Annotated in this window: 12 protein-coding genes; 6 read left to right on the top strand and 6 right to left on the bottom strand. The window is 57.1% G+C overall.

The annotated features are described in order from the left end of the window. Position 1: 1 nt before the first annotated feature. The 3 genes from prfB to infA form a co-directional block, all read right to left on the bottom strand. Positions 2-1,106, bottom strand: a protein-coding gene (prfB, locus tag ACU6HM_RS05890; protein ID WP_115635138.1) for a peptide chain release factor 2 whose coding sequence is annotated in 2 segments (ribosomal slippage) — positions 2-1,024 and positions 1,026-1,106 — 1,104 coding nt in all. Because the reading frame shifts where the segments join, the coding sequence is not laid out codon by codon here. Positions 1,107-1,217: 111 nt separating this feature from the next. Beyond that, positions 1,218-2,927 carry a methyl-accepting chemotaxis protein gene (locus ACU6HM_RS05885; RefSeq protein WP_324576004.1) on the bottom strand — a complete coding sequence of 570 codons (1,710 nt, stop codon included), beginning with the start codon at positions 2,925-2,927 and terminating at the stop codon, positions 1,218-1,220. 111 nt (positions 2,928-3,038) lie between these two features. After that, positions 3,039-3,311, bottom strand: a complete 273-nt coding sequence (gene infA / locus ACU6HM_RS05880; protein ID WP_009458008.1) for a translation initiation factor IF-1 — start codon at positions 3,309-3,311, stop codon at positions 3,039-3,041. Between the two features lie 694 nt (positions 3,312-4,005). Between infA and ACU6HM_RS05875 the strand changes: the two genes are divergently transcribed. Beyond that, positions 4,006-4,917, top strand: coding sequence for a DMT family transporter (locus tag ACU6HM_RS05875; RefSeq protein WP_021446707.1), 912 nt, complete (start codon positions 4,006-4,008; stop codon positions 4,915-4,917). A gap of 120 nt (positions 4,918-5,037) precedes the next feature. Here the strand turns inward: ACU6HM_RS05875 and ACU6HM_RS05870 are convergent, their stop codons facing one another. Continuing rightward, positions 5,038-5,970, bottom strand: a complete 933-nt coding sequence (locus tag ACU6HM_RS05870) for a bile acid:sodium symporter family protein (protein WP_035268109.1) — start codon at positions 5,968-5,970, stop codon at positions 5,038-5,040. Between the two features lie 347 nt (positions 5,971-6,317). On the opposite strand from ACU6HM_RS05870, the gene ACU6HM_RS05865 reads away from it, so the two are divergent. Then, positions 6,318-7,241: a DMT family transporter gene (locus ACU6HM_RS05865; RefSeq protein ID WP_324575997.1), complete on the top strand. Its 924-nt coding sequence runs from the start codon at positions 6,318-6,320 to the stop codon at positions 7,239-7,241. Positions 7,242-7,430: 189 nt separating this feature from the next. Here the strand turns inward: ACU6HM_RS05865 and recJ are convergent, their stop codons facing one another. Together recJ and ACU6HM_RS05855 are read right to left on the bottom strand one after the other, a co-directional pair. Then, complete coding sequence (recJ, locus tag ACU6HM_RS05860; protein WP_446763464.1) at positions 7,431-9,140, bottom strand: single-stranded-DNA-specific exonuclease RecJ; 1,710 nt, start codon at positions 9,138-9,140, stop codon at positions 7,431-7,433. Continuing rightward, complete coding sequence (locus tag ACU6HM_RS05855; protein ID WP_446763463.1) at positions 9,122-10,069, bottom strand: hypothetical protein; 948 nt, start codon at positions 10,067-10,069, stop codon at positions 9,122-9,124. The genes recJ and ACU6HM_RS05855 overlap by 19 nt, the downstream gene beginning before the upstream one ends. Positions 10,070-10,111: 42 nt before the next feature. Between ACU6HM_RS05855 and ACU6HM_RS05850 the strand changes: the two genes are divergently transcribed. The 4 genes from ACU6HM_RS05850 to ACU6HM_RS05835 all read left to right on the top strand — a co-directional run bounded on the left by ACU6HM_RS05850 (position 10,112) and on the right by ACU6HM_RS05835 (position 15,669). Continuing rightward, entirely contained in the window at positions 10,112-11,386 is a 1,275-nt protein-coding gene (locus ACU6HM_RS05850) for a lipoprotein-releasing ABC transporter permease subunit (RefSeq protein WP_254499385.1), read from the top strand. After that, positions 11,379-12,092 (top strand): ABC transporter ATP-binding protein, encoded by a 714-nt coding sequence (locus tag ACU6HM_RS05845; protein ID WP_254499384.1) that lies wholly within the window; start codon positions 11,379-11,381, stop codon positions 12,090-12,092. The genes ACU6HM_RS05850 and ACU6HM_RS05845 overlap by 8 nt, the downstream gene beginning before the upstream one ends. A 74-nt stretch (positions 12,093-12,166) precedes the next feature. After that, on the top strand, positions 12,167-13,000 hold the full coding sequence (locus ACU6HM_RS05840) for a TatD family hydrolase (protein WP_446763462.1): 834 nt from the start codon (positions 12,167-12,169) through the stop codon (positions 12,998-13,000). Positions 13,001-13,200: 200 nt separating this feature from the next. Continuing rightward, complete coding sequence (locus ACU6HM_RS05835; RefSeq protein WP_446763461.1) at positions 13,201-15,669, top strand: DNA internalization-related competence protein ComEC/Rec2; 2,469 nt, start codon at positions 13,201-13,203, stop codon at positions 15,667-15,669. Positions 15,670-15,729: the final 60 nt, after the last annotated feature.

The raw sequence follows: 15,729 nt of genomic DNA, 5'->3' as shown, positions 1-15,729 counted from the left end.
ATTAAATACCTTGTTTCAGGCTGGCTTGAATAAAGGCATCCAGGTCACCATCCAGAATCTTCTGGGTATTGGAGCTTTCGTAGTTGGTACGCAAGTCCTTGATGCGGCTCTGGTCCAGCACATAGGAACGGATCTGGTGACCCCAACCCACATCGCTCTTGGAGTCTTCCAGTTTTTGCTGCTCGGCCATACGGTTGCGCATTTCCAGCTCGTACAGGCGGGACTTCAGCATTTGCATGGCTTCGGCACGGTTACGGTGCTGCGAGCGGTCGTTCTGACACTGCACCACAATGCCGCTGGGCTCGTGCGTAATACGAACGGCCGAGTCGGTTTTGTTAATGTGCTGACCACCGGCACCACTGGCGCGGTAAGTGTCGATACGCAAGTCGGCCGGGTTGATTTCGACTTCAAAGGAGTCGTCGATTTCCGGGTAGACGAACACGCTGGTGAAAGACGTGTGGCGGCCATTGGAGGAGTCAAAGGGACTTTTGCGAACCAGACGGTGCACGCCGGTTTCAGTGCGCAGAAAACCGTAGGCGTAATCGCCTTCAATCTTGATGGAGGCCGATTTGATACCCGCCACGTCGCCGTCAGACTGTTCCAGGATCTCAGCCTTGAAGCCCTTGTGTTCGGCATAACGCACATACATGCGTAGCAGCATGGAGGCCCAGTCCTGGGCTTCGGTACCACCCGCACCGGCCTGAATATCCATAAAGCAATTCAGCGGGTCGGCAGGGTTGGAGAACATGCGGCGGAATTCCAGCTCTTCAATACGGCTGGCCATGGCGGCACAATCTTCTTCGATGGCGGCGATAGTGGCATCGTCATCGTCCATCGCGGCAAGCTCAAACAGGTCCTGCGAATCTTTCAAACCCGTGTGCAAGGCGTCCAGCACATGCACCACGTTTTCCAGACTTTTCTTTTCGCGGCCCAGATCCTGAGCGTGTTGAGGATCGTTCCAGACGTTGGGGTCCTCGAGTTCGGCATTGACTACGTGCAAACGATGAGCTTTGTCATCGTAGTCAAAGATACCTCCGTAAGGCATTTTCCCGCTCCGAATAATCGGCAAGGCGGGCTTCCAGTTGATTAAGTCGTTCCGATTCCATGATTCAGCGGCTTTCCTATATTTGATGTGCCACCCACGCCAGCCAGCAAGGCGGCGCGCGGCAAACTTCCGATTTTACCCTTATCGGAGGTCTATGGCACGTATTGGCCGCTCAGGAACTGGACATTGTGCACGTGGCTGTGCGATAGGCGGGCACGGATCGGTAAGAAGGCTGCTTGAGGGCGGCGGGCAGGGCGGGAGCATCGGGCCCGGAAAGATCGCTATCCAGACTGAAATGCGCCACCACCTGGGCCAGCAAAGTGGTTTGCTCCAGCTGCTCCTGAGCGGTGTGGGCGCTGTGTTCAAGCAGTTGGCGGTTGGACTGGCCTTGCTGGTCCAGGCGCGTCATGACCTGGTTCACGTAGTCGATATGCGTCGCCTGCTCCTGAGAAGCTTGGGCAATATCCGCCACAATGCTGCGCATTTCATTGACCTTGTGTTGTGTGTTGGCCATGACTTGCGCCATACCTCGGGCCGCAGCCGAGCTTTGCTCGGTTTGTTCGACTGAGCTGGAAATCAGGGTGGAAATCTGTTGCAAGGCGTCGGTGGAGCGCAAAGCCAGGTTGCGCACTTCGGCAGCAACAACCGCAAAGCCATGACCATGGACTCCGGCGCGGGCGGCCTCCACCGCGGCATTCAGGGCCAGGATATTGGTCTGGAAGGCAATGTTGCGGATCAGTTTGGTGATTTCGCTCATTTTGTTCGAGCTGTCGGCAATCGCGTCGATGGTATCGAGCAGGCTGTGTACCGCTTGATTGCCCAGGGCCACCTGGCTGGAGGTGTCTTGCGCCAGATGATCGGCGGTTTGGGCCTGCTCCGCGTTCTGGCGCACGGTGTCAGCCAGTTGATTCATCGCCTTGACGGTCTGATTCAATTCGGTGGATTGGTCCAGAATTTGTTCGCTCAGGTTCTGGCTACCCAGCACAATGGCATGCGAGCCGTCGCGTATCAAGCCGGTTTGTTCGCGGATCTGATGCACCACGGTTTGTACGCCCTGGCCGATGCCATTGAGTGCTGTAAGCAAGGTCCCGAACTCATCATGGCGACGCACGCTGAGCTGCGCATTGAGCTTGCCCTGGGCCAGCTCCTTGGCCAGATTTGCCCCTTGATCCAGTGGCTGCTTGATGGAGCGATACAAGAGGCGTAGAGCAATCGTGCTGGCCATGAAGAACAGGGCCAGTGCCGCTAATGCCAGACTGAACGCACGGTCGCTGCTACGACCAGCCAGATCCAGAGAACTGTCCAGGCGCTCGCTGAACTGGTGTTCGAACTGATCCAGTGTGTTGGTGATTTGGGCAGAGGCTTGAATGTATTGCTGGCTGAACACCAGCACTTTGGCCATCAAGGCATTGGGCAGGGCGATACGGATAGCGCCGTTACCATCTTCAAACTGGCCGCTGGCGGTTTGGATGGCCTCGGACTGAACCTGGCTAAGTGCGAGGGTCTGCTCATAGGCGGAGCGAAGCAGGTCCTGTTCAGCCGGTTCCAGCTCCAGATCCCTGAAGCGGTCCAGCATCGCCAGTGTGACACCATCCTGATCCGCCTGGGCACCCGTAAACACCGCCAGGAGGTGGCGGAAGTTTTCCTGAAATTCGATCTGTTCGCTGGAGACAAACGCGATGGCCTGACGGCTTAGCAATTCGCTGATGCGTTTGAAGTCTTTGCTAAGCGCCGTCGTTTGATGGCGCTGGGCTTCCAGATGCTTGCGCTGTTCGATGCTGCTGCTCAAATGTTGCAGGGCAATCAGCATCAGGATTAGAAACAGGCTCAGAATTGCAAAATAGGCGATGAAGCCGGTTTTGAGCGTCAGTAGTTTTTTCAAGGCGACTCCCACAAGATGTGGGGTGCGCCCGAGCGCTGATGGCTCTTGTCGCACCCCTGTCAGGCGCGCCTATCTTTGCATCTAATTGTGACAGGGGTGTGGCGCTATGTCTTAACGGCGGTGGGGAGTGCGACGAGGGGCAGAGGTCGGCGCGCCAATACGCTTGGGCAGGTGGCGGAAGATAATGCGACCTTTGCTCAGGTCGTAGGGCGACATTTCCAGGGTGACGCTGTCGCCAGCCAGAATACGGATGTGGTGCTTGCGCATTTTACCGCCGGTGTAGGCGATAACGGCGTGACCGTTGTCCAGGGTGACACGAAAGCGCGAGTCAGGCAGGATTTCGGTGACGGAACCTTGCATTTCAAGTAGCTCTTCTTTGGCCATAAATCGGGACTCCTTTAAAAATAATAATTCCCGTCTGGCCTTGCTGGGCGGGACGGGGACGGGCTTGAAAACAAGGCAGACCGACAAACCGGACAAGCGGTGTCTGGAGTCCAGCCTTGCACTAGGCCCATAAAAATCGGGGTGAATCTGTGTCTGTCAGGAATGGTTGGTTCCAGACAGGGTCAGGTGGATCAAATTGAAAACACGCCCGCCGTTCATAGGGGGATCCAGCCGGGGCAGACAAGGTCTGCCTACCTGAAAAACGGGCAAAAACACGAATACTTGCCAGGAACAGGAACCTGTATAACGACGCGCGGGACAGGCCCTTGCGGTTAAAGGTGCTGGTTGTGGTGCCAAGTAATGCACTTGGGGCGCTTGATCGGGTCAAGCTTTATTCCCAAAAGTGGGGGTGTTTCAAGGTCGATTTACCCTGGGTAGCTGCATCTGATGTTGCTAAAGTCAGACGAGCGTGGATGGGATGGGCCAATAAAATTCAATCAGCGCCATGACGTGACAATTGTATGATTATAAATAATATTTATGGATTGGTCAAAGATTGACCAGTTCTCATCGTCACAAGCAGGCAGGTAAAGGCGTAGAGGGCAGAGCATGCTTGCCTATATACTAGGCCAATCGTAACGGCGCAGAGGTGACCTGAGGAGGGATCACATGCGCCGTTGCCGTTTTTTAGGACATGCTTGTGAGCACTCAGAAACTGACCCCTGGCACGACGGCTTTACTGGTTTTACCCACGATCTTGTGGGCAAGTAATGCCATTGTGGGGCGCCTGATTCATGATCAGGTTCCGCCCATTACCCTGAATTTCTTCCGTTGGCTGGTAGCTTTCACCATTCTGCTTTTTGTGGGACGACAAGTGCTGCGACGCGGCAGTAATTTGTGGACCAACTGGAAACGCTACTCGATTCTGGGTTTGCTGGGCATAGGGATCTATAACGCTTTGCAATACCTGGCACTGCAAAGCTCGTCCCCCATTAACGTGACTTTGGTCAACGCCAGCTTGCCGTTCTGGATGCTGGTCATTGGACGCCTGTTCTTCAAATCCACCGTCAATGGGCGTCAGTTGGTGGGTGGCTTGATGTCCTTGCTGGGTGTGGTGCTGGTGCTGACGCGTGCGGACTGGCAGGAGCTGATGGCCTTCCGTTTTGTGCCGGGTGATGTGTACATGGTGATTGCCACTATCGCCTGGGCGATCTATAGCTGGATGCTCAGCACCCGTCGCCATGAGGGTGCAATCGCAGAAACCTGGGCCACTGTAGTGATGGCACAAGTGTTTTTCGGTTTGATCTGGTCTGGTGCTTTTGCCGCCATGGAGTGGCAATTTACCGACTGGCATATCGACTGGTCCTGGGGCTTGTTACTGGCCATTCTGTATGTGGGGACTGGTCCGGCTCTGATCGCCTTGCGATGCTGGGGGGTGGCTGTTCAGCGAGTGGGCGCTGCCACGGCCGGTTTCTTCGTCAATCTGATGCCTGTATTTGCCGCCTTGATGTCGGTTTTTATTCTGGGCGATACCCCCAAGCTTTACCACGGAGCGGCTTTCTTGCTGATCGTAGGCGGGATTTATGTGTCTTCGCGTAAAAGCTGAGGCTTGAGCGGATGCGGGTGTCTTGCGACACTCTGGATGCAAAAAAAGGGACGCCCGGTAGAGCGTCCCTTTTTACTTTGTGGACTTTGGGTTCAAGTCCTTGCACATGGTTGCAGGTGTTTACTTGCCATCACCCATGCGACGGAAAATTGTCGCGACCAAGGGACCGGAAATATTGTGCCAGACGCTGAAAATAGCGCTGGGCACAGCGGCCAATGGCGAAAAGTGGGCGCTGGCCAGGGCAACACCCAGCCCGGAGTTTTGCATACCCACTTCAATAGCCAGCGTCTTGCGCTGTGCTAAAGGCATGCCGCTCAAGCGTGCCAGTACATAGCCCAGGATGTAGCCCAGGGTGTTATGTACAACGACAACCGAGAACACCAACAAGCCACTGGTCGCAATTTTTGGCTGGTTACCCGCGACAACAGCGGCCACGATAGCCACAATGGCCACCACAGATACCAGGGGCAGGGCTGCCACACCGGCTTTGATCTTTTCACCCATCAGGGATTGCACAATAATGCCCAGGGCAATGGGCAGAATCACCACCTGAACAATGGACCAGAACATGGCCGAGGCGCTGACTTCCAGCCATTGGCTGGCCAGGAAGTAAATCAGGGCAGGGGTGACGATAGGAGCCAGCAAGGTGGTGACCGACGTAATGGCAACCGACAGGGCCAGGTCGCCACGGGCCAGAAAAGTCATCACGTTCGACGAGGTGCCACCGGGGCAGCAGCCCACCAGAATCACGCCAATGGCCAATTCGGGTGGCAGGGAAAAGGCGTAGGTCAGAAACCAGGCCAGACCGGGCATGATGATGAATTGTCCCAATACACCAATAGCCACACGGCCAGGGCGTACAAACACCTCTGCAAAGTCCTGGCGCGACAAGGTCAGACCCATACCGAACATGATGATGCCCAGAAGTGGAACAATATAAGCGCCTAACCAGCGGTAGTGGTCGGGAAAGTAATAGGCCAGAACGGCAAACAGTAGAACCCAGATGGCAAAGGTATTGCCAACAAAACGGCTCAGGCGGGCGATAGCCTGCATGATGAAATATCCTTCAAGGAGCACGGCTGGCCGGTAGGCCGGCGCGGTGCGGATTAGTCTGTTATGGGGAGCAGCATGGGTCGGGCCGGGTGTAGGGCCGTCCATCGCAGACCTGCTTAAGGGCTGGCGACGCGACTTTCCGATGGGGTGGGATAAAGCGCTGGCAACACGGGGCTGTACGGGCAGATCTGGGTAAGGTCAGGGGTACAGGCGGTGGTGAGCGAAACGGACAACATGGCAGGCCATGTTTTTTATCCTGGAAGGCCGAGCTCGGGCGTATTGTAGACCTTGGCCGCCGTGGTATTTTGATTAGCTGCCTTGCAAATGTGTGTATTAGGAGAGGGTGGGTGAATAGAGCGGGATCACGTCTGGCGGCATACGCCTGTTTGGCCTTGTCCATGTCCTTGGTGGGCAGTTATATCGCCCTGACACGGCCGTTGGTGGCGGCACTGCCGGTGTTCTTGCTGGCCTGGCTGCGCTTTGGCATTGGCGCGATAGCCATGCTGCGTTGGCTGCGCAAACCGGCGACCGAACCCGCACTGGACCTGCGTACCCGTGGCCTGATTTTTCTGGAATCCTTTTTGGGTAATTTCCTGTTCACGCTGTGCATGGTGACAGGCATCAGTATGACCAGTGCGGTCTCTGCTGGCGTTATTTTGTCCGCCATTCCCGGGATGGTGGCCTTGTTCAGCTGGTACTTCCTGAAAGAAAGCATAGGGCCCCGCACCTGGGTGTCACTGGCCCTGGGGATGGGCGGGATTGCCTTATTGGCCCTGGTACAGGAGGACGATCACGGTGTGGATCAGCTGGACCCAGGAAAAATGTGGCTGGGCAATGCGCTGATCTTTTGTGCCGTCCTGTGCGAGTCGGCTTATGCGGTCATAGGCAAGCGCCTGACCGCCGTGCTTAGTCCCAAGCGCATCAGCGCGATTATCAATCTGTGTAGCCTGGCGCTGATTACGCCCCTAGGTTTATACGCCGCCTGGGATTTCGATTTCACGGCACCGGCAGGCTGGATCTGGCCTTTGCTGGTGTTTTATTCCTTGGCCGCCAGCGTCTGGACGGTCTGGCTGTGGATGACGGGAGTGCGTTCCGTACCCGCTTCGCAAGCCGCGGTGTTTATGGTCTTGATGCCCTTGGGTACCGCAGCAGTGGGTGTGCTGGTGCTGGGGGAGAGCTTCACTACTGTGCATGTTTACGCTTTTATACTGGCTTTGGCGGGCTTGGTGCTGGCGACCTTGCCGACTCGGTCGAAGTCTCAAACGCCTTAAGAAGCTTAGGCGCAGCTTTTTACATAGGCGCGGGATGGCCGTATTGGGACTGTATTGGATGCGGCTATTACAGAAGCCATGCGTAGCTGGGATGCCAGGGCTGCTTCTATTCAAAGCTAGTCGTAATTAAAAAAACCGCTGCATAAGCAGCGGTTCCGGGAAAGGGACACTGGGCGATAGCGATAGTGCTTAATCCTGACCCTGTGCATATTCAATAATAAATTGCACGCTGACGTTCCCGTTCCATTCGTTCTGATCCAGACGATAGGCGGCTTCGATATTTTCCGGCAGCAAGGTATCGCGGTTGAACCAGATCGCATCGAAGTATTCACCGTTGCGCTCCAGGCTCAACTTCAGGTGCTTGTTCTTGAGCAGACGTTGTTGACGTACGAAGAAGTTGTCGCGGAAAACAGGAGCCGGGAAGCCGGCGCCCCAGACTTGTTTTTGCAGCATTCCGGCCACCGTAATATTGATGTGCTCAGGTTCCAGCGAACCGTCCGTTTCGATGACAGGATCAAACTGGAAGCGGCCTGTCAGTTCCTGTACGGCTTCTTCAAAGGCCTGCACGAACACATCGTAATTGTCCTCTTCAATCGTCAGGCCAGCTGCCATGGCGTGACCACCAAACTTCAGAATCAGGCCGGGATAGCGTTTGGAGACCAGATCCAGCGCATCGCGCAGGTGTACGTCGGGGATAGAGCGGCCCGAACCTTTGATCTCGCCTTCGTCACCTTGGGCAAACGCCAGGGTAGGGCGCCAGTACTTTTCTTTCAAACGTGAGGCGACCAAGCCGACCACGCCCTGGTGCCATTCGGGGTGGAACACGCAGACAGTGGCACTGGTGTCCGGTTCTGCCAGTTCGGCTGCGCGCAGGGCCTCTTCGCGCATGGACTGCTCAATCGAGCGGCGATCCTGGTTCATGTCCTCCAGTTCGCGAGCCAGATTAGCGGCTTCATCTTCGTCATCCGTGATCAGGCAGCGTATGCCCAAGGCCATATCGGCCAGTCGACCGGCGGCGTTGATGCGTGGCCCCAGGGCAAAGCCCAGATCAAAGGCGCTGGCCTGCCGCGGGTCACGGCCAGCAACCTGGAACAGGGCGCGCAGCCCAGCCTGCATCTGGCCCTTGCGCATGCGCTCCAGCCCTTGGGTGACGATCAGGCGGTTATTGGCATCCAGGCTGACTACGTCGGCCACGGTCCCCAGGGCGACCAGATCGGCCAGTTCGTTCAGGCGTGGGCCTGCATTGGCCTCATATACCCCGCGCTGACGCAGCTCGGCACGCAAAGCCAGCATCAGGTAAAAAATAACGCCCACACCGGCCAGGTTCTTGGAGGGGAACTCACAGCCGGGCTGATTGGGGTTCACAATCGCCAGGGCATCGGGCAACTCATCGCCGGGCAGGTGGTGGTCTGTGACCAGAACTTTCATGCCCGCCATATGAGCGGCTTCCACACCATCAATACTGGCAATGCCGTTATCCACGGTAATCAGCAGATCCGGTTTGCCCGAGGGATGTTGCTCTGCCAGTTCGACCACGGCGGGTGACAGGCCATAGCCGGTTTCAAAACGGTTTGGAACCAGAAAGTCCACGACTGCGCCCATGCTGCGCAGCGCACGCAGGCCGACTGCACAGGCGGTAGCGCCGTCACAGTCATAGTCGGCAATGATCAGCATGCGGTCCCGGCGGGCAATGGCATCGGCCAGCAAAACGGCGGCTTCACGCGCCTGGGTCAGCATATTGGGCGGAATCATGTTGCGCCAGGCCGGATCGATCTGGGCGGCGTCCGTCACACCCCGAGAGGCCAGCAGACGGGCCATTAAATCATGAATCCCGGCCTGTTTCAGGGCGTGGCTGGCGGCTTCTTGAACGGGACGGTTTTTCAGGATAGGGGTGACCACCACTGACTCCAGTTAGAGGTTTGTTTGAACAGGGACAGGGGCCAGATGCGGCGCGAGGCGGGACCGACGTGAGCATAGCGGTCCAGTCCGGTCAGCACCAGTTCTGGCATGGGCCCTGCGGCCAGGGGGGCGAGCACGGTACGATCCAGCTCGGTCAGTTGTTGCAGCCAAAGCCCCCAGTCTTGTCGTATCAGGCTGTCTTGCAAATCATCAATAATGCGCAGCCCGGCGGGCTCGGGGCCTAATTGCTGGCAGGAAGCCCCGCCAAACAGCCACAAGCTGTTCACATTGGGCAGACCCGCCTGTTCACGCTCGTGGTTATCCGGCAGGGCAAAGGCCAGCATTTGAAATTCATTGATAAGACGACGCCAGGGGCGGGTTTGCACATCCTGAGTCCACCAATTATTCAAATTGCTTTGGCTGACCAGTTCTGTGGAGGCCGCTTGCACCGTAAAATCAGCTGGTGGAGTGACACGCCACAAGGCCGGGCTGATGTACTCGAATTGAAAGCCGGTGTCGTCCAGATAAGGGCGAATGGCCTCCAGCAAGGCGCGGCTATAGGACTCAGTCAAGGCTAGTTGCTCGCTGGGTATCAGCATGGCGCCCTCGCGAGAGGGGGCAATGTGCACCAGCTCTGCCAGCCAGACCGGCTGGTCCGGCGCCACCGAGTGGATTTGTTTCAACTGGCGTAGCCGCAAAGGGGCCAGACCTGCGCTAAGATGCTGGGCTTGGTGCGCCGTAAAGCCGTGGGCGTGCAAAAGCCAGGCTTGTGCTGGCGTGCACAGGTCCTCGGACGGGTCGCGTACCGACAGCGTGCCTTTGCCCTGAGTCAGTAACTGAACCAGTGAAGGGGCCGTCTGGGGCAAGTGTTTGATGAGTTCGCGCGCGATGGCCGGTTCCGGCAGCGCACCGTTGATTACGATCTGCATGACAGCGATTGTAGTGTTTTCTTTGAGGCGATAGCAGCTCGCATGGGATACGAATTTTGGATTGGAGCGCGGTATGCCGGCCTGGCCAGGGGCCGCAAACGGCGTGGGGGACGAAAAGACCGTTTTGTCTCCTTTATTGCGGGCAGCTCGATGGCGGGGATTGCCCTGGGGGTAGCCGCGCTGATTGTCGTGCTGTCTGTTATGAACGGCTTTCAGACCCAGGTGCGTGATCGCATGCTGTCGGTCTTGCCGCATATTGAGTTGATTGTGCGCAATGCCGATCATCAGCAAGTCCTGAATGAATGGAAGTCGCTGGCCCAAAAAGCCCAGACCAATCCGGCGGTGGTGGGCTCGGCCCCCTATGTGGCCGGGCAGGGCATGCTGGTGCGCAGTAATCAATTGATGGGCGTGCAGGTACGTGGCATTGAGCCTGATCAGGAAAGCAAGGTGTCCGAGCTGGCCCAGCAAATGGTCATGGGCCGACTGGAAAATCTGCAGCCAGGCACTTTCGGGATTGTGCTGGGCGAGCAGTTGGCCAATCAGTTACGTGTCAGTACGGGCGATACGATCATGCTGATGGCCCCGCAAGGCTCGATCTCGCCAGCCGGCTTTTCGCCACGCATGCGCCAGTTCACGGTAACCGGCGTGTTTTCCTCCGGCTATTACGAATACGATGCCAGCCTGGCTTTTGTGAACGTGGATGATGCTTCCAAAATTTTCCGCGACAGTGGCAATAGTGGTGTGCGTCTGCGTATTAAAGATATGCAGCAGGCCCCCATGGTGGCTCAGGAGTTGGCCAGCAAAATGCCGCGCAACGTGCTGGTGTCGGACTGGACAGCTAATAACCGTACCTGGTTTGCCGCTGTGCAAACCGAAAAACGCATGATGTTCCTGATTCTGGCCCTGATTGTGGCGGTGGCGGCTTTCAACCTGCTCTCTTCCTTGGTGATGGCCGTGAAAGACAAGCAGTCGGATATTGCTATTTTGCGCACTATTGGTGCCACCCCCAGCGAGATTGCCCGTATTTTCCTGGTGCAAGGTGCTTTGATTGGCGTTGTGGGTACCTTGCTGGGCGTCGGTTTGGGTACCTTGATTGCCTACAATATCGACGTGATCGTGCCCTTTATTGAAAACCTGATGGGTCGTAAATTCCTGCCTCAGCAGATTTACTTCATCAGCGAATTGCCTTCCAATCCGCAGGTCTATGACATTGTGCTGATTGCTATCGTCTCGCTGGTTTTGTCCTTCCTGGCCACGCTGTACCCAAGCTGGCGTGCTTCCAAGCTTCAACCTGCACAGGTGCTGCGTCATGACTGATCTTATCGCTCCAACCGTGCTGCGCGCGCGCGATGTCAGCGTCCACTACGAGGAAGGTGGCAACAGCATTCAAGTGCTTTCCGGGGTGAATCTGGAGGTGTGTCGTGGCGAGATGGTGGCTATTATCGGCGCTTCCGGCTCGGGTAAAAGTACCTTGCTGCACGCTTTGGGCCTGCTGGATAAGCCTGATACAGGCAGCATCGAGGTTAACGGCACCCAGACAGAGAGTCTGAATGAAAGCGAACGCAGTCAGCTGCGCAACAAGGTGCTGGGCTTTGTGTACCAGTTCCACCATTTGCTGCCTGAGTTTGATGCGCTGGACAATGTGGCCATGCCCTTGATCGTGCGTCGCATGAAGCGTCCAGAGGCGCGCGAGCAGGCTCAGCAGGTTCTGGAACAAGTGGGTTTGTCCCAGCGCGTGCATCACTATCCGGGTCAGTTGTCCGGGGGCGAGCGTCAGCGAGTGGCCTTGGCGCGTGCTTTGGTCACACGACCTGCCTGCGTGCTGGCGGACGAGCCTACGGGTAATCTGGACCGCTATACCGCTGAAGGTATGTTTGAACTGTTAAGCCGGGTCAATGAAGAGTTCGGCACAGCTTTTGTCATCGTGACCCATGACCAGGCCTTGGCCTCCCTGGCCCATCGTCAGCTGGTAATGGACAAGGGCTATCTGACCCAGGAAATCAGGGCCGAGCGCCGGGTCTAATACCTCGCAGGGGCGTGGGGCTGTCATACCGCGTCCTTCCCTTTGAGGGGCTGAGGTTTGTGGGGAGTCTCGTTATGCTTATCGATACGCATTGTCATCTGGATGCTCCCGAATTTGCTCAAGACCGAGAGCAGGTGATTGAGCGTGCCCGCGTGGCGGGTGTACGTTCGATTGTGGTGCCGTCCGTAGGTGTATTTGACTTTCAAGCTGCCCGTGAGACCGCGATGGCAGCACCCGGGGGCGTGTATGCGTTGGGGATTCACCCCCTGTTTACTCCTGAAGTGGGGGCAGCAGATCTGGAAGCCTTGGAACAGGAAATCCAGCTGCGTCTGGACGACCCGCGTTTTGTCGCCTTGGGGGAAATCGGTCTGGACTACTTTGTGCCAGAGCTGAAAACCGAAGAGGCTAGTCGTCATCAGGAATGGCTGTATGAAGCTCAATTGGCCATGGCGCAACGCTATGGCTTGCCTGTACTCCTGCATGTGCGTCGCTCTCAAGACCGGGTACTGAAATATCTGCGGCAATTTCCGGGAGTAGGCGGGATAGCCCATGCTTTTAACGGTAGTGAGCAGCAGGCGCAGATGTTCGTACGCCAAGGCTGTGCGCTGGGTTTTGGTGGGGCCATGACCTTTGGCCGAGCCAAGCAGATTCGCCGTCTGGCGCAGGATATGAGTCTTGATGATATTGTGCTGGAAACCGATGCGCCGGATTTGGCGCCGTCCTGGTTGGTGGAGCCGGGGACTCCCTTGGCATCGGTTCGCAATGAGCCGGCTGAGGTGAAAGGAGTCGCGGAGAGTCTTGCAGAGCTGCGGGGGATGGACGTGGCTGATGTCATTCGCCAGACCGGGGCCACGGCACGACGAGTCTTGCCAAGGCTGGATGCGTTTTTGTCTAGCCAGGGGTATTAGGCTGGGGGCAGGCTTTTTGATGTTGCCAGAACTGCTTTTTCACTGGGCTTTCACTCCTGGTTTATCTGTCAGGTAAGAGGCGCGTTTTGCCTATCGGTACAAGCCGATATGAGCAAAGTGTCCTTGTTTCGACCCTTTGAGGCACGCCTGAACTCTACGCTATAGATTTGCGTGGAGATCACGATGGCAGGGCAGAGCCCATGACAGGGCGTGCGTGTTTAGCCGCTTTTGTGGCCGCAGCCACATTCACCCATTTCCTGAAGCCTTCGTATCTGGCCTTGCCTGTTTGGCCGTGGCTGGGTGCTGTGGTTGTGAGCATCTTGCTGGCGCAGCGTTTTTCTTTTGCTTATGTTCTGGTCTTTGCCTGCTTGGGAGCCAGCTACAGCATTTGGCATATACAGGGCCGGCTGGCTCAATCCGTCCCGGTCACTGACATCAATAAAGTCAGTCGGGTAGAGCTGGAAATCCAGTCCTTGGTACAGGAAGGGCCGAATTACAGACAGTTTCAGGCACGAGTTTTGAGCTCCCAGCCCCCCGGTTTGCCCGAGCAGATTCTGGTTCGCTGGAATGCGGCTCAAGGCCATCGCTCCTTGTACCGTGAGCCGTCTGTACAAAGCTTCCCCGAGCTGATGCCCGGTCAGCGCTGGCGCATGTCTTTATTGATGCGTCCACCTCAAGCAGCCCGTAACCCTCATGGCTTTGACGCAGAACGTCATGCCATGACTCAAGGCTGGCGGGCTGTGGGCAGTGTGCGGGGTCAGCCACAACGATTGGACTTCGATCCGGCGCAGTCCTGGTTCACATGGACGGAGCGTCTACGCCATCATTTGCGCAACGTCCTGATGCCCTACGTACAAGAACAACGCTGGGGCGGGGTGATGCTGGCTTTGTCTTTGGGAGATCAGGCCAGTATCGCCGCAGCGGATTGGCTGATCTTCAATCGCAGTGGCCTGACGCACCTGGTCTCCATCAGCGGCACGCACGTTACGTTCCTGGCCGTGTTGTTGGCTGCCTTAGTGTCCTGGTGTTGGCGACGTGTTCGTTGGGGGCGCTGGGTATTGGCCGAACAAGTTCCTGCTCAGGTTGCTGCGACCTGGGTAGGTATTGCCGGGGCGGGTGCTTACTGCGTCATCGCAGGCTGGGGTGTTCCTGCCCAGCGTACTTTTTTGATGTTGCTGGTGCTGGGTGTCTGCCGTATTCGGGGTTTATATTTGGGAGCCAGCCGGACTTTGCTGATTGCAGCTCTGTTTGTGGTTTTGCATGATCCATGGGCGGGGCTGACCACCGGCTTTTATCTATCTTTCGCCGCCGTTTCGGTCTTGTTCGCGTTTGGCGCTTTGATGGGGCAGGTGCCGCAGCCAGGCTCCTGGTGGCAGCGCTGGGGGCGGCGGATCTGGTTTGCGACTCAGTTGCAGGTGCTGATTACCTTGGCCTTGCTGCCCGCACTGGCCCCCTTGTTCCATGAAATATCCTTGGCTTCCTTGCCCGCGAATGCGTATGCCATCACCTTGATCGGCTCAGTTGTGACGCCGCTGGTGCTGCTCTTGTTGATTTTGGCGGCGCTACAGGCTCCGCCAAGCTGGTGCGAGTCTGTCGCCAATCTTGCTCATGCTGTATTGGATTTCACCATGCAGCCTACGATCTGGCTGGCGGAGCGCAGCCTTGCCAGTGTGCCAGTGCCTGCCCAGCACTGGGCTTGGACAGTTCTGGCTTTGCTGGGGGTACTGCTATTACTTTTGCCCAAAGGCTTTGTGTCCCGCTTGAGCGGCCTGTCTCTGTTGGTGCCCGCCTTGGCTTTGCGACCTTCTTTATTGCAGGAAGGGGACTGGGACTTGTTTGCCCTGGATATAGGCCAGGGCAGTGCGGTGGTGCTGCGTACTCGCAGTCAGGTGTTGCTGTTTGACGTGGGAAACCGCTACGGCCCTGATTCCGATGAAGGCAAACGCAGCATTGCGCCCTGGTTGAAAGCCAAGGGAATAGGGCAGATCGATACCTTGGTGTTGTCTCATGCCGATATGGACCATGTGGGCGGGACGCGCAGCGTATTGCAGGCGGTGCCGGTTAGCCGCTCCTATAGCAGCTTTGATCTGGACGCGCATCTGAATCGGGAGGAGCGTTTGCTGGCTGTGCCTGCTGGCTCCACTGTTCGCCCGGAGCAGGCCCTGCGCTGTGAGCAGGATGTGCACTGGGAGGTAGACGGCGTACGTTTCCGGTTCTGGTGGCCCCCTGCGGATGAAGCCCGATTCAAGGCCGCCTATGGCAGTGAGGAAGATAAGAATGCCATCAGCTGTGTGCTGGAAATTCGAGGTGCCCGACACAGCGCCTTGCTTTTGGGCGATGCCGGTGTGGCGCAGGAGCAAGCCCTTGTGGCGGCGGGTTTGGGGCCTGTTGATGTCGTTGTAGTCGGGCATCACGGTTCCCGGACCTCCTCGGGGGCGCATTTTGTGAAACACATGCAAGCGGGGTTGGCGATTGCTCAACTAGGATGGTGGAATCGCTTTGGGCATCCACATGCGCAGGTGCAAACGCGTTGGGAACGCTCCGGCGCTTTATTCCTGCGTACCGATCATTGGGGCGCTTTGACTGTGGAGTCGCGTCCTTCGGCCCTGTATTACTTTGGCGAGCGTGATCGTCACGCCCGCTACTGGCAGTCCCCAGCACCGCCCTGACGGCAGGACAGAAACGGCATAGTAAAGCCCTCGGGCTGGGCTACAATAGTCCTTTATCTG

The sequence above is a fragment of the Alcaligenes sp. RM2 genome (genome assembly GCF_052931795.1).
The sequence above is the reverse complement of the archived record's forward strand: the minus strand, read 5'-3'. Positions and strand labels throughout refer to the sequence as shown.

Coding starts and splice junctions, on each gene's coding strand:
- infA (WP_009458008.1), bottom strand. CDS start 3,311: ATGGCCAAAGAAGAGCTACTTGAAATGCAAGGTTCCGTCACCGAAATC.
- ACU6HM_RS05875 (WP_021446707.1), top strand. CDS start 4,006: ATGCTTGTGAGCACTCAGAAACTGACCCCTGGCACGACGGCTTTACTG.
- ACU6HM_RS05870 (WP_035268109.1), bottom strand. CDS start 5,970: ATGCAGGCTATCGCCCGCCTGAGCCGTTTTGTTGGCAATACCTTTGCC.
- ACU6HM_RS05855 (WP_446763463.1), bottom strand. CDS start 10,069: ATGCAGATCGTAATCAACGGTGCGCTGCCGGAACCGGCCATCGCGCGC.
- ACU6HM_RS05850 (WP_254499385.1), top strand. CDS start 10,112: ATGGGATACGAATTTTGGATTGGAGCGCGGTATGCCGGCCTGGCCAGG.
- ACU6HM_RS05845 (WP_254499384.1), top strand. CDS start 11,379: ATGACTGATCTTATCGCTCCAACCGTGCTGCGCGCGCGCGATGTCAGC.
- ACU6HM_RS05840 (WP_446763462.1), top strand. CDS start 12,167: ATGCTTATCGATACGCATTGTCATCTGGATGCTCCCGAATTTGCTCAA.
- ACU6HM_RS05835 (WP_446763461.1), top strand. CDS start 13,201: ATGACAGGGCGTGCGTGTTTAGCCGCTTTTGTGGCCGCAGCCACATTC.